Source organism: Jidongwangia harbinensis, assembly GCF_020216025.1.
Classification (GTDB): domain Bacteria; phylum Actinomycetota; class Actinomycetes; order Mycobacteriales; family Micromonosporaceae; genus Actinoplanes; species Actinoplanes harbinensis.
Window position 1 is genome coordinate 83,285 of record NZ_JAIWNC010000034.1, and the last position, 20,045, is coordinate 103,329.

Below are 20,045 nucleotides of genomic sequence, written 5' to 3' on the forward strand. Positions count from 1 at the left end.
CGTGCGAAAGTCTCTTACCCTGCTCCTCGCCGGACTGCTCGCCGCCACCACCGCGGCCTGCGGGAACGGTGCCGCCAGCGGTGCCGACCCGGCCGACCGCAAGTCCATCCGGCTGGCCTACCAGGCCTTCCCGAGCGGCGACCTGATCGTCAAGAACCAGGGTCTGCTGGAGAAGGCGCTGCCGGACTACGAGATCACCTGGACCAAGTTCGACTCCGGCGCCAGCATCAACACCGCGTTCGTGGCCGGCAGCGTGGACATCGCCGCGATCGGGTCCAGCCCGGTCGCCCGCGGGCTGTCCGCTCCGCTGAACATTCCGTACCAGGTCGCCTTCGTGCTGGACGTGGCCGGGGACAACGAGGCGCTGGTGGCCCGCAACGGATCCGGCGTCACCGACGTCGCCGGCCTGCGCGGCAAGAAGGTGGCCACGCCGTTCGCCTCGACCGCGCACTACAGCCTGCTCGCCGCGCTGAACCGGGCCGGCGTCAAGGAATCCGAACTGACCATTGTGGACCTGGAGCCGCAGGACATCCTGGCCGCGTGGACCCGCGGCGACCTGGACGCCGCGTACTCCTGGCTGCCCTCGCTGGACGAGCTGAAGAAGACCGGCAAGGTGCTGGTCACCAGCCGGGAACTCGCCACCGCCGGCAAACCGACACTGGACCTGGGCGTGGTGTCCACCGCGTTCATCCAGGCCCACCCGGAGGCGGTGGACGCCTGGCGCAAGGTGGAGGCGCAGGCGCTCGACCTGATCGCCACGGACCCGGCCGCCGCCGCCGAGGCGGTCGGCAAGGAACTGAACCTGAGCACCGCCGAGGCGCAGAAGCAGCTCAGCCAGGGCGTGTTCCTCAAGCCCGCGGACCTCTCCTCCGACGAGTGGCTGGGCACCGAGGCGAAGGTCGGCAAGCTGGCCGACAACCTGCTCAGTGCGGCCCAGTTCCTGAAGGACCAGCAGAAGATCGACGCGGTACCGGACCTGGCCACCGTGCAGAAGGCGGTCTACGTGAAGGGCCTGCCGGATGTCCTCGCCTGACGCGATCACGCTGACCGGCGTCGAGCACGCGTACGGCGACGTCACCGCGGTGGGGCCGATCGACCTCACCGTCCCGGAGGGCGAGTTCCTGGTGCTGGTCGGCGCGTCCGGCTGCGGCAAGAGCACGCTGCTGCGGCTGATCGCCGGGTTCGAGCAGCCGACCACCGGCACCGTGCGTACCGGAGACACGGCGCCGGTACCCGGGCGCGGTGCCGGCATGGTGTTCCAGCAGCCCCGGCTGCTGCCCTGGAAGACCGTCGGCGGCAACGTCGAGCTGGGCCTCGGCTACGCCGGCGTGGCCGACCGGCGGGAGCGGGTGGAGGAACTGCTCGCCGGCGTCGGGCTGCCGGGCGTGTCGAAGCGGCGCACCTGGCAGATCTCCGGCGGCCAGCAGCAGCGGGTCGCCATCGCCCGGGCCCTCGCGGTGGACAACCCGCTGCTGCTGCTCGACGAACCGTTCGCGGCGCTGGACGCGCTCACCCGGGAACGGCTGCAGGAGGACCTGCGCCGGGTCAGCGCGGCCACCGGCCGTACCTCCGTCTTCGTCACCCACAGCGTCGACGAGGCCGTGTTCCTGGGCAGCCGGGTGGTGGTGCTCACCGCCCGGCCCGGCCGGATCGCCCTCGATCTGCGGATCGACCTGCCGCGCAGCGGCATCACCCCGGACGAACTGCGCGGCCGGCCGGAGTACGCCGCGCTGCGCTCGGAGATCGGCCACGCCGTCCGCGCGGCCGCCCACCTGGAAGGGAGCCCCACATGACCGCCGCACTCGTCCGGCTGGAGCTGGAACCGCTCGGCCCGCACTTCGGCGCCGTGGTGCACGGCCTGGACCTGGCCGCCGCCTCCGACGACGACCTGGTGGCGCTGCGGGCCGCGCTGGTCGACCGCAAGGTGCTGTTCGTGCGCGACCAGCGCCTGGACGACGACGGCCAGGTGGAGCTGGGCCGGCGCCTCGGCGAACTGACCGCCTCGCACCCGGTGGTGGGCGGCGTCGACGAGGCCCACCCCGAGGTGTACGCGCTGGACAGCGCGGACAACGGCTTCGCCGACGTGTGGCACACCGACGTGACGTTCATGAAGCGCCCGCCGCTCGGCTCGATCCTGCGCGCGGTGACCCTGCCGCCGACCGGTGGCGACACCAACTGGGCGGACGCGCAACTCGCCTACGACTCGCTCGCGCCCGGGGTGCAGCGGCTGGTGGACGGACTGACCGCGGTGCACGACGGCACCCGCGAGTTCGGCTACTACCTGGCCCAGCGGCGCGGCGGCAAGGGCAACGTCTGGGACGGCGAGACGGTCACCCGGCTGGATCCGGTGGAGCATCCGGTGATCCGGGTGCATCCGGAGACCGGGCGCAAGGGCATCTTCGTCAACCCGGGTTTCACCTCGCACATCGTGGGCGTGTCCGAGTTCGAGAGCCGGGCCCTCCTCGACCTGCTCTACGCCCACCTGACCAAGCCGGAGCACATCGTCCGGCACCGCTGGCGGGCCGGCGACGTGGCGCTCTGGGACAACCGCAGCACCGCGCACTACGCGAACCGCGACTACGGCACCGAGCGGCGCGTCATGCACCGCATCACGTTACGCGGCGACGTACCGCGAGGCCCGCAACCGGTCCGATGAGCCTCCGGCTCGCCGTCGCGCTCGACCGGCACGGCTGGCATCCGGCCGCGCCGGGCGACGCCGCGGCGGCCTTCACCGCCGCGCATTGGTCCGGCCCGGTCCGTGCGGCGGACGCCGCCGGGCTGGACTTCGTCACCGTCGAGGACACGTTCGGGCCGCCGGAGACCGGCCCGGCACGTCCGGACGCGGTACTGGTCGCGGCCCGGCTGGCGCCGCTCACCCGGCACGTCGGGTTGGTGCCGGTCGCCACCACCACGCACACCGAGCCGTTCCACCTGTCCACCGCGCTGGCCACCCTGGACTACCTCACCGGCGGACGGGCCGGCTGGCAGGTCCGGGTGTCCGGCCGGCCGGAGGAGGCGGCGCTGCTGGGTCGGCGTGCGCCGTTGCCGGCGTCCGAGCTGCTCGCCGAGGCGGCGGACGCGGTCGAGGTGGTCCGTCGGCTCTGGGACAGCTGGCAGGACGACGCGGTGATCCGGGACGTGGCGACCGGCCGGTACCTCGACCGGGACCGCGTGCACTACGTGGACTTCGCCGGCCGGTACTTCAGCGTCAAGGGCCCGTCGATCGTGCCGCGCCCGCCGCAGGGCCAGCCGGTGGTGACCGCGCTGGCGCACACCCCGTCGGTGTACGAGTTCGCCGCCCGCACCGCCGACGTGGTGTTCGTGACGCCGGCCGAGGGCACGGTGGCCGAGGTGGTCGGCGCGGTGCGCGCGGCCGAGGCGGCGGCCGGCCGCACCGGATCGCCGCTGCGGATCTTCGCGGACCTGGTGGTGTCGGACCGGCCGGACCTCGGGCCGCTCGACTCGGACGCCACGGTGGTCATCGGACCGCCGGAGGAACTGGCCGATCTGCTGGAGCGCTGGCGGGGCCGGGGGATCGAGGGCTTCCGCCTGCGCCCGGCCGCGTTGCCCGGTGACCTGGAGGCGATCACCCGGCGGTTGGTGCCGATGCTGCGGGCGCGTGGGCTGTTCGCACCGCGTGCCGGGCGCCTGCGGGACCGGCTCGGACTGCCGCCGGCCCGGAACCGGTACGCGGAGGGAGCCGTCGTTGCCTAAGCAGGTCATCCTCGGAGCGCACTTCCCGGGCGTGAACAACACCACCGTGTGGAGCGATCCGCGGGCCGGCAGCCAGATCGAGTTCGCGTCGTTCGCGCACCTGGCCCGCACCGCGGAACGGGGGCGGTTCGACTTCTTCTTCCTCGCCGAGGGACTCCGGCTGCGGGAGCAACGCGGGCTGATCCACGACCTCGACGTGGTCGGGCGCCCGGACACCCTCACCGTGCTCGCCGGACTGGCCGCGGTCACCGAGCGGCTCGGCCTGGCCGGCACGCTGAACGCGACGTTCCACGAACCGTACGAGCTCGCCCGGCAACTGGCCACGCTGGACCACCTGTCCGGCGGCCGGGCGGCGTGGAACGTGGTGACCTCGTCCGGGGCGTTCTTCGGGGCGAACTTCCGTCGCGGCGGTTTCCTCGAGCACCGCCTGCGGTACGAGCGGGCCGGCGAGTTCATCCGTACCGCCAAGCGGTTGTGGGACACCGACGGTGGCGACTTCGCGGTCCGCGGCGCGCAGTTCGACATCGCCGGCCGGTTCGGCGTGCCGCGCAGCCCGCAGGGGCACCCGGTGATCTTCCAGGCCGGCGACTCCGAGGGCGGCCGGGAGCTGGCCGCCGCCGAGGCCGACGCGGTCTTCTCCCGGCACCACGAGATCGAGGACGCGCGGGCGTTCTACCGCGACGTCAAGGGCCGCCTGCGCCGGTACGGCCGGAACCCGGACGACCTCAAGATCATCCCGGGGGTTTCGTTCGTGCTCGGCGACTCGGACGCCGACGCCCGGGAGAAGGCGCACCACATCCGCCGCCAGCAGGTCAGCCCGCAGACCGCGATCCTGCTGCTGGAGCAGGTGTGGAACCGGGACCTGTCCGGCTACGACCCGGACGGTCCGCTGCCCGCCGTCGACCCGGACGTCTCGGACCACACCGTCGTGCAGGGCCGGGCCGGCCAGTACCCGGACCGGCTGGCCACCGCGCGGGAGTGGCGCGAGCGGGCCGAGCAGAAGAACCTGAGCATCCGCGAGCTCGTCATCGAGACCACCGGCCGGCAGTCGTTCGTCGGCACCCCGCAGAGCGTCGCCGCCGAACTCGACCGGTACGTGCAGACCGGCGCCTGCGACGGTTTCATCCTGGTACCGCACCTCACGCCCACCGGGCTGGACGAGTTCGTCGACACCGTCGTGCCGCTGCTCCAGGAACGCGGCGTCCTCCGCTCCGAGTACCGGACCACCACGTTGCGCGGACACCTGGGAGTGAGTTAGCCATGGCCGTACCCCTGTCTGTTCTGGACCTCGCGCCGCTGGTGTCCGGCAGCGACCTCACCGACGCCCTGCGGCGCAGCGTCGACCTCGCGCAACAGGCCGAGCAGTTCGGGTACGAGCGGTACTGGGTGGCCGAACACCACTTCACGCCGGGCGTGGCCAGCTCACAGCCGGCCCTGCTGCTCGGCCAGCTCGCCGCGCACACCCGCCGGATCCGGCTCGGTTCCGGTGCGGTGCAGACCGGCCACCAGACCGCCCTGTCCATCGTGGAGCAGTTCGGCCTGCTCGACGCGCTCTACCCCGGCCGGTTCGACCTCGGGCTGGGCCGGTCCGGGCAGCGGCGCCGGGAGGCGTTGCAGGAAGGTACGCCGCCGCCGGAGCCGGGATGCGAACACACCGTGGACGGCCTGCTGATCCCGGCGCCGTTCTCGTTCGCGCCGCTGCTGACGTCCCGCCGGTCGGCGCTCTTCGCCCGGCTGCTGCACCAGCCGGGCGCGGAGCCCGCCGACTTCGCCGACGTGCTGAACGAGATCCAGGCCCTGCTCGCCGGTCCGGTCATGGACGAGGACGGCAACGAGGCGCTGGCCGTGCCGGGGGAGGGCGCGGACCTGCAGATCTGGATCCTGGGCAGCAGCGCCGGGCAGAGTGCCCGGGTGGCCGGGGAGCGTGGGCTGCCGTTCGCGGCGAACTACCACGTCGCCCCCGCCCGGGTGCTGGAGGCGGTCGAGGCGTACCGCCGGGCCTTCCGCCCGTCGGACACGCTCACCCGGCCGCGGGTGATGGTGTCCGCCGACGTCGTGGTCGCCGACGACGACGAGACGGCCCGGCGTCTGGCGGCGCCGTACGGCCTGTGGGTGCGCAGCATCCGGACCGGCGCGGGGGCGATCCCGTTCCCCACCGAGGCGGAGGCGCTCGCCCACCGGTGGACCGAGGCGGAACGCGCGCTCGTCGCCGACCGGATCGCCACCCAGTTCGTCGGCTCGCCGCACCGGGTGGCCGAGCGGCTGCGCACGCTGCAACGGGTCACCGGCGCGGACGAACTGCTGATCACCACGATCACCCACGGGCACGCCGACCGGGTCCGGTCGTTCGAACTGCTCGCCAAGGCGTGGTCCGGCTGACCCCGCTCAGCGGTCGGCCGGCGTCGTCCAGTCCGGGATCCGCGCACCCGAGCGGGCGAACGCGCCGAAGTCGGTGGTCGACCGGAACGCCGGCAGCGCGTACAGGTCCCGCGCGTACCGCCACAGGTGCGGAAAGACATGCAGACCCGGATTCACCGTACGGGCGGCGTTGACCCCGACGTCGTAACGCACCAGGCGGACCCACAGCCGCACGTCGGCCAGGGTCAGCGCGTCGCCCAGCAGGTACCGTGACCGCGCCAGCCGGCCGTCGAGCAACTCGAACGCCTCCAGCAGCGCCGGGTGGTCGGTGCTCTGGTTCACCGCCGGCCCGATCCAGCCGTCCAACTCCTCGATCCGCTCCCGCAACGGCTCCGGGTACAGGTCCACCACCGGCCGGGCCAGGTGCCGGAACCGGCTGGCCAGGTCGACCTCGATGCCCGGGGCGTCGTTGCTCACCAACCGGGAGTGGAACCGGTCCCACAACGCCGGTACCGCCACGTGGCCGTCGAAGTCCTCCTCGGTCGCCTCGTACGCCTCCCGCAGCAGGGTGAACCCGTTCACCGGATCCGGCCCGGTCGCCGCCCGGAACGCCCAGCCGCGGCCGTCCCGCTCGCCGTCGACGTACGACATGGTCACCAGGTCCTGCAGTCCGGCCAGTTCGCGGGTGATGGCGACGCGGTGCGACCAGGCACAGAACCGGCCGCCGTAGACGTGGTAGCGGAACGGCCGGGCGGTGAACGCGCCGTCCTCGGTGAGCCGGCCGGTGAACCGCACCAGCGGGGGTCGTCCCGGGTGGTATTCGCCGTGGACGGCGACGTCGACGGGAGAGGCGAGCCGGGTGGCGGGGGACAGGCGCAGCATGGTGATCCTCCCTAGAGCGCGACCAGACAGGAGAGCAGGCGGTCGACGTGCTCGGGCCGGGTGCCGATCCCGACGCTGGCGCGCACGGCCGAACCGGGCGGTGTCGCGGCGGGGTCCAGCCGGGCGGTGGCCTCGCGGAGCAGGCGGCGGGTGAGCGGGTGTGCGCAGAACAGGCCGACCCGTACCCCGATGCCGTGGTCCCGGCCGAGTGCGGTGCCGAGCCGGTCCGGGTCGGTACCGAGGACCGCGAACGAGACGATACCGACCCGATCGGCGTCCGCGCCGAACAACCGCAGTTCCGTCACATGCGGAAGCGCGGCGAGGCCCCGCCGGAGCCGGTCCACCAGGTGGTGCTCGGCGGTCAGGTCGGCGCCGCGCAGCGCGCGGCAGGCGGCGGCCAGGGCGACCGCACCGAGCAGGTTCGGGGTGCCCGCCTCGTGCCGCGCCGGCCCGGTGTGCCACCGCACGTCGAAGCCGGCCGACACGGCGGCCGTGGCCCCGCCGCCGGCCAGGTACGGCGGCGCGGCGTCCAGCCAGTCCGCCCGGCCGGCCAGCACGCCGGCGCCGAACGGTGCGTACAGCTTGTGCCCGGACAGCGCCACGTAGTCCGCGCCCAGCGCGGCCATGGCGGCGGGCGCGTGCGGCGCCAGCTGGGCCGCGTCCACCGCGATCCGGGCGCCGTGCCGGTGCGCGACCCGGGCCAGCTCGGCCACCGGCCACACCTCGCCGGTCACGTTGCTCGCCGCGGTGACCGCCACCAGCACCGGGCCGGTGAGCCCGGCCAGCACGGCGTCGAGGGCGTCGACCGCCGCCCGCGGCGAGCGCGGCGCGCCGATCCGCAGCGGCGCCCGCCAGGGGAGCAGGTTGGCGTGGTGCTCGGCGTCGAACGTGACCACCGTGGTGCCGGCCGGCAGCACGTGAGCCAGCAGGTTCAGCGCGTCGGTGGTGTTGCGGGTGAAGACCACGCTGTCGTGTTCGTCGCAGCCGAGGAACTCCGCGACCGTCTCGCGGGCCTGCTCGTACTCCCGGGTGCACCGTTCGGAGAGCGCGCCGGCGCCGCGGTGCACACTGCCGTACCAGGGCAGCAGGTCGGCCACCGCGTCCGCGACCAGGTCCAGGCAGGGCGCGGTGGCGGCCACGTCGAGGTGGGCGAACTCGACGCTGCGGCCGTCGGGAAGCTTCACCTCGCCCGGACTGCGGACGGTCAGACGGGCCGAGGTCGGCAAGGATGTCACGGCGGCTCCCGGTGATCGCGTTGAGTTAACCCTACCTAACCCATATGATTTACGGATAGCCTGAGACATGGACTTCTCGATCACCGTGACCGTGGTGGAAACGTCCTCCCTGGGCGACCGCACCTACCTGCTGGACGACGGCACCGCCGCGGTCGTCGTCGACCCGCAACGCGACATCGACCGCGTCCTCGCGGCGGCCGGCCGCCGCAACGTCCGCATCACCCACGTCGCCGAGACCCACTTGCACAACGACTACGTCTCCGGCGGCCTCGCCCTGGCCCGCGTCACCGGCGCCGCGTACCTGGTGGCCGCGGCCGAACAGGTCGGCTTCGCCCGCACCCCGGTCGCCGACCGCGACGAGATCACCGTCACCCCGGCGCTGCGGCTGCGGGCCGTCGCCACCCCCGGCCACACCTTCCACCACCTCTCGTACGTGGTGCTGTCCGGCGACACCCCGATCGGCGTGTGCACCGGCGGCTCGCTGCTGTTCGGCACCACCGGACGCACCGACCTGCTTGGCGCCGGGTCCACCCGTACGCTGGCGCACCACCAGCACACCTCGGCCCGGCGCCTCGCCGACGAACTACCGGACGGCGCCGCGGTCTGGCCCACCCACGGCTTCGGCAGCCTCTGCGCGGCGTCACCCACCGACGCCGCCGCCTCGACCATCGGGTACGAACGCCGAGTGAACCCGGCACTGCGCCTGCACCCCGAGGCGTACGTCGAGCAGCTCCTCGCCGGGCTGGGCGGCTACCCGGCGTACTACGCGCACATGGGCGCCCGCAACGCCGCCGGCGCCGACCTGATCGACCTCACCGCCCCGCCCCCGGCCACCGCCGCGGACCTGCGGGACCGCCTCCGGGCCGGGCAGTGGGTGGTGGATCTGCGGTCCCGCAAGGCGTACGCGTACCGCCACCTGGCCGGCACCCTCACTCTCGGCCTGGACGGGCCACTGGCCACCTGGCTGGGCTGGCTGCTGCCGCACGGTGCGCCGGTGACCCTGCTCGGCGAGTCACCGGACCAGGTGGCGGCGGCCCAGCGGGAACTCGCCCGGATCGGCGTCGACCGTCCCGCCGCGGCCGCCACCGGCACCCCGGAGGACTGGGCCGTTGGCGACACCGGGCTGGCCACCCTGCGCGCGGCGTCCTTCGCCGACCTGGCCGCGGCGCCGCCCGGGACGGTGGTGGTCGACGTGCGCGCGGACGACGAATGGCGCGGCGGGCACCTGCGCGGGGCGATCCACCTGCCGCTGCCGGAGCTGCCGGACCGCCTGGGCGAGCTGCCCGACGCCGAGCTGTGGGTGCATTGCGCGGCCGGATACCGCGCCGCCGCGGCGGCGAGCCTGCTGCTACGCGCCGGCCACCGCGCCGTCTACATCGACGACGACTGGCCAAACGCCGCCACGGCCGGCCTCCCCACCCACCCAGACTGACCGTCGCGGTGCCACGCCGCGTCGATCTTGGACGTGTGGTGCTCGACTTGTGGTGCGATGCGGCCGTTGTCCCCACCCAAGTCCAAGATCGACACAGCCGAGGTCAGCGTGGACGGGGACGGGCGAGACGGGGGAGGCGGGACGGGGACGCCGGTGTACCAGTGGAGTGCTCCACTGGTACACCGGCGTCGCTACGGTCGGGGGCTAGCGCCCCGCGCCCACCAGCTCCGGGCGGACCGGCGGCTCGTCCGGCGGTTCCTCGACGCTCAGCCGGTCGCCCTCGACGTCGACGTTCGGCAGGATCCGGTCGAGCCAGCGCGGCAGCGCCCACGCCCGGCGTCCCAGCAGCGTCATCACCGCCGGCACGATGGTCATCCGGACCACGAACGCGTCCAGCAGGATGGCCGCGGCCAGCGCGAACCCGATCGACTTGATGAGCGCGTCCGGCGCCAGGATGAAGCCGGCGAACACGCTGATCATGATGATCGCGGCCGCGGTCACCACCCGGGCGCTGTGCGCGAAGCCCTTGATCACCGCCTCGGTCGGGGCGGCGCCGTGCACGTGTTCCTCACGCATCCGGCTGACCAGGAAGACCTCGTAGTCCATGGCCAGGCCGAAGACGATGCCGATCAGGATGACCGGCAGCAGGCTGACGATCGGCCCGGTCTGGTCCACGCCGATCAGGTCGCTCAGCCAGCCCCACTGGAACACGGCCACCACGGCACCGAACGTGGCCACCACGGACAGCAGGAACCCGAGGATCGCCTTCAACGGCACCAGCAGCGACCGGAACAGCACGGTCAGGAGCAGGAAGGCCAGAACCACGATCACACCGAGGTACGGCAGGAGCGCGCCACCCATCTTCGCGGCGATGTCGATGGTGACCGCCGTGGTGCCGGTGATCGCCAGTTCGGCTCCGGTGCGTTCGCGCAGCATGTCGTTGCCGGCCCGGATGGTGTGCACCAGGTCGGTGGTCTCCGTGCTGTCCGGGGCGGTGGCCGGCGTCACCTGCAGCATCGCGGTGTTGTTCGCGTCGTTGAAGGTGGGCGGGCTGACCGAGACCACCCCGGGCAGCGCCTTGATCGACTCGGCCGCGAGGGCCGCCGCCGCCTGGGGCTGCGCGCTGTCCGCGGCGTCCACCACGACCAGCAGCGGGCCGTTGTAGCCGGCCCCGAAGCCCTCGGTCACCAGGTCGTACGCCTTGCGCTGGGTGGTGTCCGGCGCGGCCATGTTGTCCCCGGGCAGGCCGAGTCGCAGGTCCAGCGCCGGTACCGCGATCAGCAGCAGCCCGGCGACCGCGGTCACCAGGATCAGCACCGGCCGGCGGCTGATCAGCCGGACCCAGCGCAGGCTCATGGTGGGCCGCTCGCCGTCCGCCTCGATGTCCCGGGAGCGCCGGCCGGCGCGGCCGAGGATCCGCCGGCCGGTGAACCCGAGCATCGCGGGCAGCAGGGTGAGCGCGATCAGCACCGCGACCGCCACCGCACCGGCCGCGGCCAGGCCCATCTCGGTCAGCACCGGGATGTTCACCACCGCCAGGGCGGTCAGCGCCACCAGGACGGTGAGCCCGGCGAAGGTCACCGCGGAACCGGCGGTGCCGACCGCGCGGGCGGCGGCCTCCTCGCTGCGCCGGCCCAGGGCCAGTTCGTGCCGGTACCGGGAGACGATGAACAGCGCGTAGTCGATGCTCACCGCGATGCCGAGCATCAGCGCCAGCGTCGAGGTGCTGCTGCCCAGGTCGAAGAAGCCGGAGGCGATGGTGATTCCGGTCATCGTGACGGCCACCGCGAGGATCGCGGTGAGCAACGGCAGCCCGGCCGCCACCAGCGACCCGAACGTGATGGTGAGGACCACGGCGGCGACGCCGAAGCCGATCACCTCGCTCAGTCCCTGTTCCGGTTCGGCCTCCAGAGCGTCACCGCCGGCCTCCACCCGCAGGCCGGACTCGCGGCCGGTCTCGGTGGCGTGCAGCAGTGCCTCGCGGTCCGCCTCGGCGATCTGGCCGGCCGGCACCTTGAAGGAGACCCGGGCGTACGCGATCGTGCCGGCGTCGTTGATCGTGCCGTCCAGCGGGTCGCTGACCTCGGACACCTGTGGTCCGGACTTCAGGTCGGCGACCGTACGGCTGACCGCGGCCTTGTTCTCCGGGTCGGTGAGCTTCTCGCCGTCCGGGGCGGCGAACACCACCCGGGCTTCGGCGCCGCCGGCCGAGGAGTCGCCGAAGCGCTCGGACAGCAGGTCCTGCGCCTGCTGTGCCTCGGTTCCGGGAATGGTGAAGTCGTTCGACGTCGGGCCGGACAGCGTGGCCGCGCCCACGCCGAACAACCCGAGCACGGCCAGCCAGATCGCGAGGATCAATTTGCGGCGGCGGAAGCTGAGCCGTCCGAGCCGGTACAGATACGTAGCCATCGGTCACTCCCGAGGAGCCGTTGTCAGGGACGGCTCAACGCTCGCGGAACCGGTGCCGGAAAGCGTCGTCCAGGCGCAGTCAGCCGCGTACTACAGGCACGGTATGCCCGTCCGGGGCCGGTACCACGGCCGGACGACGTCACCCGCTCGCGCCCCGGCGTAGGGTCTGCGGTAATGGATGCGATGGACGAGCAGCGGCTCGATCGGTGGAAGGCGGCAGCGGCGCGCCCGCTGCTGATCGACTTTCTGCTCGCCCTGGTGCTGGCGGCGGCGGTGTTCAAGGCCGCGCTCCCGGACTCCGCCCAGGGGCCGACCCGCTGGGACGTGGCGATCGCGCTGGTGGCGTTCGTGGCCGTGCTGGTGCGGCGCCGGCATCCGATGGTCGCGTTGGTGATCGCCACCGTCGCCACGTCCGGTGCGGTCGTGCAGAACGTGCGCAACCCGGGGCTGATCGTGGCGCTGGGCGTGATCACGTACTCGATCGCCGCGCACACCGACCGGCGCCGGGGCTGGACGTGTGCGCTGGCCACGTCGTCGGTGGTCTATCTGAGCCTGATCCTGCTGCACCGCGACGTCTGGTGGCGGCCGGACGTGCTGGGCATCTTCGCCTGGGTCTTCATGGCCGCGGCGGTCGGCGACGCGGCGCGCAGCCACCGGGCGTACGTGGCCGAGGTGGAGGAGCGGGCCCGGCGCGCCGAGCGGACCCGGGACGAGGAGGCCCGGCGCCGGGTCACCGAGGAGCGGGTACGCATCGCCCGGGAACTGCACGACGTGGTGGCGCACCACATCGCCGTGATCAACGTGCAGGCCGGCGCGGCGGCGCACGTCCTGCAGCGCCGGCCGGACCAGGTGGCGCCGGTGCTGGAGCACATCCGGGAGGCGTCGGACAGCGTGCTCAAGGAGATCCAGTCGGTGGTCGGGGTGCTGCGCAGCGCGGACGAGCACGACAGCACCGAGCCGGTCCCGGGTCTCGGGCGGCTGCCGGACCTGCTGGCCAGCCTGGAGACCGCCGGGTTCCCGGTGCGGTACCAGCCGAGCGGCGACCCGCGGGAGCTGCCCGCCGTGGTGGATCTGGCCGCGTACCGGATCGTCCAGGAGGCGCTGACGAACGCGCACAAGCACGGGCACGGCGCGGCCCGGCTGCGGGTCGAGTACGCACCAGGTGGGGTGGTCGTCGAGGTGGTCAACGAGGTCCGTCCGGGCGCCGTCGCCCCGGTGTCCGGCTACGGTCTGCTGGGCATGCGGGAGCGCGCCGCGTCGGCGGGCGGCGCGGTGAGCGTGGGCGCGACCGGCGACGGCCGGTTCCGGGTGCGCGCGGTGCTGCCGGCCGAGGACGCGCCGGCCCCGATGCCGGCCGTCGAGCCGGAACCGGCGCCGCCGGTCACCGCGAAGGAGTGCGGCCGGTTCGGCGCCAAGAGCCGGATTCAGCAGGCGTGACGATCCGGGTGCTGCTGGCCGACGATCAGGCGCTGATCCGGGCCGGCTTCAAGATGATCATCGACTCGGAGGACGGGTTCGAGGTGGTCGCCGAGGCCGGCGACGGCCGGGAGGCGATCGGGCTGGCCCGCAGCGCCCGCGCCGACGTGGTGCTGATGGACATCCGGATGCCGCACATGGACGGCCTGGAGGCGACCCGGCGGATCGCGGCGGACGACAACCTGGCCGGCGTCCGGGTGCTGGTGCTGACCACGTTCGAGAACGACGACAACGTGGTGCTCGCGCTGCAGGCCGGCGCCAGCGGTTTCCTGGGCAAGAGCGTCGCCCCGGCCGACCTGCTGCACGCCATCCGGGTGGTGGCCGGCGGCGAGGCGCTGCTGTCGCCGCGGGCCACCCGGGGGCTGGTCAGCCGGTTCCTCGACCACCTGCGCCCGGAGGCCGCCCAGGCCGCCGGGCTGGACGAACTGACCGACCGGGAACGGGAGATCCTGACGCTGGTCGCGCACGGGCTGTCGAACGACGACATCGCCCGCCGGCTGCACGTCTCGCCGCTGACCGCCAAGACCCACGTGAACCGGGCGATGACGAAGCTGAACGTGCGGGACCGGGCGCAACTGGTGGTCATCGCGTACCAGTGCGGTCTGGTCCGGCCGGGCGACGCGCTCCCGCAGCGCTGACGCCGCCCGGCCGGCGGCCGGTCATTTCGGCAGGTGCCGGCGGATCAGGCTGAGGTCGGCCGGTCCGAGCCGTTCGGCGCTGGTGGCGGCCTGGTGCCAGTACGGGTACCGCAACGGCTCGCCGCTCACGTCGTCCAGCGCGGCGATCTCGTCGGCGCCGAGTTCCAGGGTGGCCGCGCCCAGGTTGTCGCGCAGCTGGTCGGTGGTGCGGGCGCCGACGATCAGCGAGGTCACCGCGGGCTTCGCCAGCAGGTACGCCAGCGACACCTGGGCCGCCGACACGCCGTGCTCCTGGCCGATGCGTACCGCCGTCTCGATCGTGTCGTAGAGCCGGTCCTCGTCGTGCACCGGCGGCTCGGACCACTCCGACAGGTGCCGGCTACCGGCCGGCGCCTCGACCCCGCGGCGGTACTTGCCGGACAGCAGCCCACCGGCCAGCGGGCTCCACACCAGGATGCCGAGCCCCTGGTCGATGGCGAGCGGGACGAGTTCGGACTCGGCGTCGCGGTTCTGCAGCGAGTAGTAGATCTGCTGGCTGGCGAACCGTTCCAGGAGCCGGGCGTCGGAGACGGCGAGCGCCTTCATCAGGTGCCAGGCCGCGTAGTTGGACGCGCCGATGTAGCGCACCTTGCCGCTGCGGACCAGGTCGTCCAGCGCCCGGAGGGTCTCCTCCAGCGGGGTCTGCCCGTCCCACTCGTGCACCTGGTACAGGTCGATGTGGTCGGTGTTCAGGCGGCGCAGGCTCGCCTCGGCGGCCCGCAGGATGTGGTGCCGGGACAGCCCGGCGTCGTTCGGCCCGTCGCCCATCGGCATCCGCGCCTTGGTGGCGATCAGCACCTCGTCCCGGGCGGAGCCGAGCGCCTCACCGAGGATCTCCTCGGACAGGCCGCCGGAGTAGACGTCGGCGGTGTCGATCAGGTTGACGCCGGCGTCCCGGGCGACGGCGATCTGCTCGCGCGCGCCCGCGACGTCGATCTGGCCCACCGGCGTGGCCCACCCGGTGCCACCGAACCCCATCGTGCCCAGCGTGATGGTGGAGACGCGCAGGCCGGAACGCCCCAACTGGCGGTATTGCATGGTTGCTCCTCGCACTCGGATCGGCTCACCGCCAGCCTGCCCCCGGGCCGGGGCCCTGTCCAACGGAACGGCATTCGCGAACCGGCCACATTCCGGTCCCGCGCCGGACACCCGGACCGCCGGAATCCCGCATACATTTCCGGTGATCGATGCGAGTGCGGGAGGGCACATGCGGAACATGGGTAGAGCGGCGCTGGCGATCGTGCTGGCCGCCGCCGGGCTGGTGGCGGTCGCCGGGCCGGTGCGGGCCGCGGTGAGCCGGGCGGAGCTGGCGCTGCGCTGGGCGCCGATCCACCACCAGGACGTGGACGCCACCGGCAGCCACGCGCTGGGCGGCCGGGCGGACTTCATCACCCGGGTGGACTTCGACGGCGATCTGAACGGGCGCAACAACTGGGACCGGACCGGCGAGGCGGGGGTGTCGCTGGCCGCGCACGCGTACTACTCGGTGGCCGAGACCAGCACCCACTGGTACGTCACCTACCTGTTCTTCCACCCGCGGGACTGGATCGACCACCCGTTCTTCGAGACCGAGCACGAGAACGACGGCGAGGGGGTGCTGCTGGCGATCGAGCGGGACGGTTCGGCGTACGGCGTGCTGCGCGCCGCGGTCACGGTCGCGCACAGCAGCTTCTTCTCCTACACCCCGGCGGGCAGCACCTGGTCCGGCGGGCGGGAGACGGTCGACGGCACGCTGACGACGCAGTCGTCGCCGCACGACGAGTTCCAGCACCCGGTCACCGCGCAGGAGGCCCGCGGGCACGGCCTCAAGGCCCATCCGCAGTACGCCATCAACGGCGACGGCATCGTGTACTACCCGTCGACGGTCGCGGAGACGCCGAGCGGCAGCGACGACCGGGACGTGCGGTACCGCCTGATCGACGTGTTCGCCGAGGGCGGCCTGTGGGCGCAGCGCGACACCGGCAGCCTGTTCGCGTCGCTCGGCACGTTCGCCGGGGACGACTCCGGTGACTGCGGCGCCGGCACCTTCGACTGCGGCATCAACTCCGCGAACGCGCCGTGGGGGTGGGACGACGGCGACGACGCGCCGGCCCGCGGGGAGATCGCCACGGACCCGGCGAAGCTGTCCGCCGAGTACTTCTCGATTCCCGGCGGGGTGTCCCGCGGGTACGCGTACAACCCGTACGCCGGGGAGGCGGCCGCGCTGCGGGAGGCGGCCCGGACGGCGCCCCGTACCGTCGACTGAGTTTTTGCGGCCGTCCCGCCGGGTGTGCCCGGCGGGACGGCGTCTCGCCGATTCCGGACCCGAGCCCGCCATCATGATCCATAATCGGCCTATGCCAGACGCCGAGGTCTCGGCCAGCCTTCTGGGGCGACTTCTCATGCAGGCGGGCCGGGTCCTGGACGGGCCGTTCGGCGAGGTGATCGACCGGTACGGCCTGACCCGCAACGCCTGGTGGCTGCTCACCGAGCTGTACGGCACCCGGCCGGAGGGCCTGGTGACGATCGGCGAACACGCCCGCCGCTGTGGCCTGGCCCCGTCGTCCGCGACCATCGCGGCCGAGCAGCTCACCATCCGCAAGCTGGCCCGTCGCCGCCGTCCCCGGGACAACCGGCGGATCATCTACCTGACCGTCACCGAGCCCGGGGTGGCGCTGGTCGAGGCCGTGCGGGACGAGCTCGAGGCGTCCGCCGCCCGGTTCTACCGGCTGTACGACGACGAGGAGCGCCGCGTGCTGCGCGATCTGCTGGGCCGGATCGTGGAGACCGCGAACCGGGAGCCGGACGGCAGCGTGCCGGAGCCGGGCCGGCTGTGATCCGCCCGGAACCTTTCAGTCCGGAAACCTCAGTGACAGTGAGCAACAGTCGAATTACTGATAGTCAGGACTGAGTCGTCCGGAGGTACCTGTGGCCCGTCTGTCCGACCTGAGCGTCGCCAAGCGTCTGTTCTCGATCGTTGCCGCCGGCGTGGTGTTCACCGGCGTGGTGACCGGCATCGGCGTCTGGTCGCAGGGCGCGCTGACCGCCGAGTCCGACCTCCTGCAAACGATGCTCAGCACCAAGTCGGCCCTGAACCACCTGGACACCCGCGAGAGCGAGCTGAAGGTGGACGCCTACCGGGCGGCGAGCGGCGACGACACCACGGACGACGTCGTCGACGACGTGGTGTCGGCGCGCGAGGCGTTCGCCGCCGCGGCCGCCGGGGACATGCCCGGCGACATCGACGAGACCATCGACGGGCTGGGCGACGACGTCGAGGCGTTCAGCGCGTTCGTCGGCGCGTTCGTCAACGACGCCAAGGCCGACCCGGCGAGCGTGCGCAGCCGCTACGACACCATCGCCGAGGAGAACAACAAGGTCGACGACCAGATCGACGCGCTGCACGAGCGGGTCGACGCGGAGATCGTGACCCAGCATGCGCACATGGCGCAGACCCGGGACCGGGCCCGGCTGTGGATGCTGGCGGCCAGCGCGGTGGCGCTGGTCCTGGCGATCGCGCTGTCCGTCCCGCTGGTCCGGTCGATCCTGCACCCGGTACGCCGGGTGGGCCTGGTGGTCGCCGCGTTGTCCCGCGGCGACCTCACCCAGCGCACCGGCGTGACGTCCCGGGACGAGCTGGGCGTGATGGCCGCCGAACTGGACGCCGCCATCGGCAACCTGAGCCGGACCATCGGGCGGATGGCCACGCACGCGGACACGCTCGCCGGTGCGTCCACCGAACTGTCCGGGATCAGCTCCGGCATCGCCGGCGCCGCCCGCGACACCAGCTCACAGACCAGCACCGCCGCGACCGAGGCCGACGAGATCTCCCGCAACGTGCAGACCGTGGCCGCCGGCGGGGAGCAGATGGGCCTGTCGATCCGGGAGATCTCGCAGAACACCAATCAGGCGGCGCAGATCGCCGGCCAGGCGGTCACCGAGGCGGCGCTCGCCACGACCAGCATGGAACGCCTGGGCGAGTCGTCCGCCGAGATCGGCAACGTGATCAAGCTGATCACCTCGATCGCCGAGCAGACCAACCTGCTGGCGCTCAACGCCACCATCGAGGCCGCGCGGGCCGGCGACGCGGGCAAGGGCTTCGCGGTGGTGGCCAGCGAGGTGAAGGACCTGGCGCAGGAGACCGCCCGGGCCACCGAGGACATCGGCGCGCGGGTGGCCGCGATCCAGTCCGACACCGGCGGCACGGTCGAGGTGATCGCCCGGATCAGCGCGGTCATCGCCCGGATCAACGACTACCAGACCACCATCGCCAGCGCGGTGGAGGAGCAGACCGCCACCACGGCCGAGATGTCCCGCAGCATCGCCGAGGTGGCGACCGGCGCGGACCGCATCGCCGGCAGCATCGCCGGGCTGGCCCGGTCGAGTTCGGCGTCGCTGGAGGGCGTGGACCAGACCAGCCGGGCCAGCGCCGGGGTGGCCCGGACCGCCGACGAACTGCGGGCCCTGGTCGGTTCCTTCCGCGTGAGCTGAGCGTCCACCGCCGCGGCCGGGGAGCCGGTGCCGGGCAGCACCGGTTCCCCGGGGGCGTGGTCCGGCTGCCGGCGCCGGACCGCCCGGACCGCCGCCGCCGAGGAGCAGGCGGCGGCCCCCTCCCGCGGGAGCCTGGTCAGAGATCCTGACGTGTTTCTGTAACAAGAGTCAGTGAGCCGGTGCCGGTCCGGTGGAGTTGCGCACCACCAGCTCGGTGCCGAGTTCCACGTGCAGCGCGTCCAGCTCGTGGTGGCCGAGCAGCCGGACCAGCAGCGTCACCGCCATCCGCCCCATCTCGGCCAGCGGCTGCCGCACGGTGGTCAGCGTCGGCTGGCTGATCCGGCTGATCTCGATGTCGTCGAACCCGGCCACCGACAGGTCGGCCGGCACCCGCAGCCCCCGCTCCCGGGCCGCCTGCAGCGCACCGGCGGCCATCTTGTCGTTGAAGCCGACCAGCGCGGTCGGCCGCTCGGGCAGGTCGAGCAGCTCGCCCGCGGCGCGGTAGCCGTGCTGCACCGTCGGCTCCACCACGAAGCGCATCAGCTCCGGCGCCGGCAGCACCCCGACATCGGCGAGCGGAGCCACGTACCCGGCGGTCCGGGCCTCGGTGACCAGCCACTCCCGCGGCCCGCCGATGATCCCGACCCGGCGGTGTCCCAGCTCCACCAGGTGCGCCATCAGGCTGCGGGCCCCGGTGAAATGGGCGGCCGAGACGGCCAGCACGTCCCGCGGCGGCGGGGTGCGCGGGTCCACCACCACGAACGGCACGCCCCGGTCACGCAGCCGGACCAGGTCCTCCTCGGGCTCCGGCGGCAGGATCAGGACGGCCCCCTCGGTGCCCGCCCGCCGGGTGAACTCGGCCAGCGCACCGTCGCGCTGCGCCGCCTCGCCGGCGTTGAGCACCACGCTGCGGCCGTGGCGCTCGACCGACTCGGCGATCGACGAGACGATCACGCCGAAGTAGTCCGTCAGCAGGTACGGGCAGCGGACGTGGATGCTGGCGTGGTCGCTGCGGGCCCGCGGCGCCTGGTGGCCGAGCCGCCCGACCGCCTTCAGCACCACCTCACGGGTCTGTGGTGCGACGTTCGACCGGCCGTTCAGCACCCGGGACACGGTCGCCACGGACAGGCCGGTCTCGGCGGCCAGGTCCCGTACCGTCGCGCGCTGTCGCAAGGGAAGTCCTTTGTTACATCGGCCGGTGTCAGTGCGGTCAGCATACGGCTCCGGAGCGGGCCATTGACACATTCCTCTGTAACGTGTTTCGTAGCTGTTACGCACATCCGGTGCCGGGCAGCCCGGGTTGCGCAGCGCCGGCGTGGGGGGGGGGGGGGGGGGGCCCCCCCCCCGCCCCGCCCCCGCCCCCCCCCCAGCCCCGGGCCCCCCCCCCGCCCC

Annotated in this window: 17 protein-coding genes; 12 read left to right on the plus strand and 5 right to left on the minus strand. The window is 73.2% G+C overall.

Annotation, left to right across the window (positions count from 1 at the left end; all coding sequences use genetic code 11):
• Position 1: 1 nt before the first annotated feature.
• Genes LDL48_RS32910 through LDL48_RS32935 form a run of 6 tightly spaced genes read left to right on the plus strand, consistent with a single transcriptional unit; the run spans position 2 to position 6,093 of the window.
• Positions 2 to 1,033 carry a taurine ABC transporter substrate-binding protein gene (locus LDL48_RS32910; RefSeq protein ID WP_225259027.1) on the plus strand — a complete coding sequence of 344 codons (1,032 nt, stop codon included), beginning with the start codon at positions 2 to 4 and terminating at the stop codon, positions 1,031 to 1,033.
• The gene (locus tag LDL48_RS32915; RefSeq protein WP_225259028.1) at positions 1,020 to 1,793 is read left to right on the plus strand and encodes an ABC transporter ATP-binding protein; all 774 of its coding nucleotides are present in this window, start codon (positions 1,020 to 1,022) and stop codon (positions 1,791 to 1,793) included. Before LDL48_RS32910 ends, LDL48_RS32915 begins: the two co-directional genes overlap by 14 nt.
• Entirely contained in the window at positions 1,790 to 2,656 is an 867-nt protein-coding gene (locus LDL48_RS32920; protein WP_225259029.1) for a TauD/TfdA dioxygenase family protein, read from the plus strand. The genes LDL48_RS32915 and LDL48_RS32920 overlap by 4 nt, the downstream gene beginning before the upstream one ends.
• On the plus strand, positions 2,653 to 3,714 hold the full coding sequence (locus LDL48_RS32925) for an LLM class flavin-dependent oxidoreductase (RefSeq protein WP_225259030.1): 1,062 nt from the start codon (positions 2,653 to 2,655) through the stop codon (positions 3,712 to 3,714). Before LDL48_RS32920 ends, LDL48_RS32925 begins: the two co-directional genes overlap by 4 nt.
• Entirely contained in the window at positions 3,707 to 4,972 is a 1,266-nt protein-coding gene (locus tag LDL48_RS32930; protein ID WP_225259031.1) for an NtaA/DmoA family FMN-dependent monooxygenase, read from the plus strand. Before LDL48_RS32925 ends, LDL48_RS32930 begins: the two co-directional genes overlap by 8 nt.
• A gap of 2 nt (positions 4,973 to 4,974) precedes the next feature.
• Positions 4,975 to 6,093, plus strand: coding sequence for an LLM class flavin-dependent oxidoreductase (locus LDL48_RS32935; protein ID WP_225259032.1), 1,119 nt, complete (start codon positions 4,975 to 4,977; stop codon positions 6,091 to 6,093).
• 6 nt (positions 6,094 to 6,099) lie between these two features.
• Here the strand turns inward: LDL48_RS32935 and LDL48_RS32940 are convergent, their stop codons facing one another.
• Together LDL48_RS32940 and LDL48_RS32945 are read right to left on the minus strand one after the other, a co-directional pair.
• A complete protein-coding gene (locus LDL48_RS32940; RefSeq protein ID WP_225259033.1) occupies positions 6,100 to 6,954 on the minus strand; it encodes a glutathione S-transferase C-terminal domain-containing protein in 855 nt (284 codons plus the stop codon).
• Between the two features lie 11 nt (positions 6,955 to 6,965).
• Entirely contained in the window at positions 6,966 to 8,162 is a 1,197-nt protein-coding gene (locus LDL48_RS32945) for an aminotransferase class V-fold PLP-dependent enzyme (protein WP_225259049.1), read from the minus strand.
• 94 nt (positions 8,163 to 8,256) lie between these two features.
• On the opposite strand from LDL48_RS32945, the gene LDL48_RS32950 reads away from it, so the two are divergent.
• Positions 8,257 to 9,621: an MBL fold metallo-hydrolase gene (locus tag LDL48_RS32950; protein WP_225259034.1), complete on the plus strand. Its 1,365-nt coding sequence runs from the start codon at positions 8,257 to 8,259 to the stop codon at positions 9,619 to 9,621.
• Positions 9,622 to 9,825: 204 nt separating this feature from the next.
• Here LDL48_RS32950 and LDL48_RS32955 read toward each other — a convergent pair whose 3' ends face one another.
• Positions 9,826 to 12,030 carry an MMPL family transporter gene (locus LDL48_RS32955; protein ID WP_225259035.1) on the minus strand — a complete coding sequence of 735 codons (2,205 nt, stop codon included), beginning with the start codon at positions 12,028 to 12,030 and terminating at the stop codon, positions 9,826 to 9,828.
• A gap of 174 nt (positions 12,031 to 12,204) precedes the next feature.
• Here LDL48_RS32955 and LDL48_RS32960 point away from each other — a divergent pair, with 174 nt between their 5' ends.
• Entirely contained in the window at positions 12,205 to 13,467 is a 1,263-nt protein-coding gene (locus LDL48_RS32960; RefSeq protein WP_225259036.1) for a sensor histidine kinase, read from the plus strand.
• Entirely contained in the window at positions 13,464 to 14,144 is a 681-nt protein-coding gene (locus LDL48_RS32965) for a response regulator (RefSeq protein ID WP_225259037.1), read from the plus strand. Before LDL48_RS32960 ends, LDL48_RS32965 begins: the two co-directional genes overlap by 4 nt.
• 21 nt (positions 14,145 to 14,165) lie before the next feature.
• On the opposite strand, the gene LDL48_RS32970 is transcribed toward LDL48_RS32965, so the two are convergent.
• Positions 14,166 to 15,221: an aldo/keto reductase gene (locus LDL48_RS32970; protein WP_225259038.1), complete on the minus strand. Its 1,056-nt coding sequence runs from the start codon at positions 15,219 to 15,221 to the stop codon at positions 14,166 to 14,168.
• A gap of 169 nt (positions 15,222 to 15,390) precedes the next feature.
• On the opposite strand from LDL48_RS32970, the gene LDL48_RS32975 reads away from it, so the two are divergent.
• From LDL48_RS32975 to LDL48_RS32985, 3 genes are all read left to right on the plus strand, one after another.
• A complete protein-coding gene (locus LDL48_RS32975; protein WP_225259039.1) occupies positions 15,391 to 16,428 on the plus strand; it encodes a hypothetical protein in 1,038 nt (345 codons plus the stop codon).
• 91 nt (positions 16,429 to 16,519) lie between these two features.
• Positions 16,520 to 16,999 (plus strand): MarR family winged helix-turn-helix transcriptional regulator, encoded by a 480-nt coding sequence (locus LDL48_RS32980; RefSeq protein ID WP_225259040.1) that lies wholly within the window; start codon positions 16,520 to 16,522, stop codon positions 16,997 to 16,999.
• Between the two features lie 91 nt (positions 17,000 to 17,090).
• A complete protein-coding gene (locus LDL48_RS32985) occupies positions 17,091 to 18,653 on the plus strand; it encodes a methyl-accepting chemotaxis protein (RefSeq protein WP_225259041.1) in 1,563 nt (520 codons plus the stop codon).
• 168 nt (positions 18,654 to 18,821) lie between these two features.
• Here the strand turns inward: LDL48_RS32985 and LDL48_RS32990 are convergent, their stop codons facing one another.
• Positions 18,822 to 19,826 carry a LacI family DNA-binding transcriptional regulator gene (locus LDL48_RS32990; RefSeq protein ID WP_225259042.1) on the minus strand — a complete coding sequence of 335 codons (1,005 nt, stop codon included), beginning with the start codon at positions 19,824 to 19,826 and terminating at the stop codon, positions 18,822 to 18,824.
• Positions 19,827 to 20,045 lie beyond the last annotated feature (219 nt).

Excerpts from the sequence above, each read along its gene's own strand:
- LDL48_RS32925 (WP_225259030.1), top strand. The coding sequence starts at position 2,653 with ATGAGCCTCCGGCTCGCCGTCGCGCTCGACCGGCACGGCTGGCATCCG.
- LDL48_RS32935 (WP_225259032.1), top strand. The coding sequence starts at position 4,975 with ATGGCCGTACCCCTGTCTGTTCTGGACCTCGCGCCGCTGGTGTCCGGC.
- LDL48_RS32920 (WP_225259029.1), top strand. The coding sequence starts at position 1,790 with ATGACCGCCGCACTCGTCCGGCTGGAGCTGGAACCGCTCGGCCCGCAC.
- LDL48_RS32915 (WP_225259028.1), top strand. The coding sequence starts at position 1,020 with ATGTCCTCGCCTGACGCGATCACGCTGACCGGCGTCGAGCACGCGTAC.
- LDL48_RS32940 (WP_225259033.1), bottom strand. The coding sequence starts at position 6,954 with ATGCTGCGCCTGTCCCCCGCCACCCGGCTCGCCTCTCCCGTCGACGTC.
- LDL48_RS32950 (WP_225259034.1), top strand. The coding sequence starts at position 8,257 with ATGGACTTCTCGATCACCGTGACCGTGGTGGAAACGTCCTCCCTGGGC.
- LDL48_RS32955 (WP_225259035.1), bottom strand. The coding sequence starts at position 12,030 with ATGGCTACGTATCTGTACCGGCTCGGACGGCTCAGCTTCCGCCGCCGC.
- LDL48_RS32975 (WP_225259039.1), top strand. The coding sequence starts at position 15,391 with ATGCGGAACATGGGTAGAGCGGCGCTGGCGATCGTGCTGGCCGCCGCC.
- LDL48_RS32970 (WP_225259038.1), bottom strand. The coding sequence starts at position 15,221 with ATGCAATACCGCCAGTTGGGGCGTTCCGGCCTGCGCGTCTCCACCATC.
- LDL48_RS32960 (WP_225259036.1), top strand. The coding sequence starts at position 12,205 with ATGGATGCGATGGACGAGCAGCGGCTCGATCGGTGGAAGGCGGCAGCG.
- LDL48_RS32980 (WP_225259040.1), top strand. The coding sequence starts at position 16,520 with ATGCCAGACGCCGAGGTCTCGGCCAGCCTTCTGGGGCGACTTCTCATG.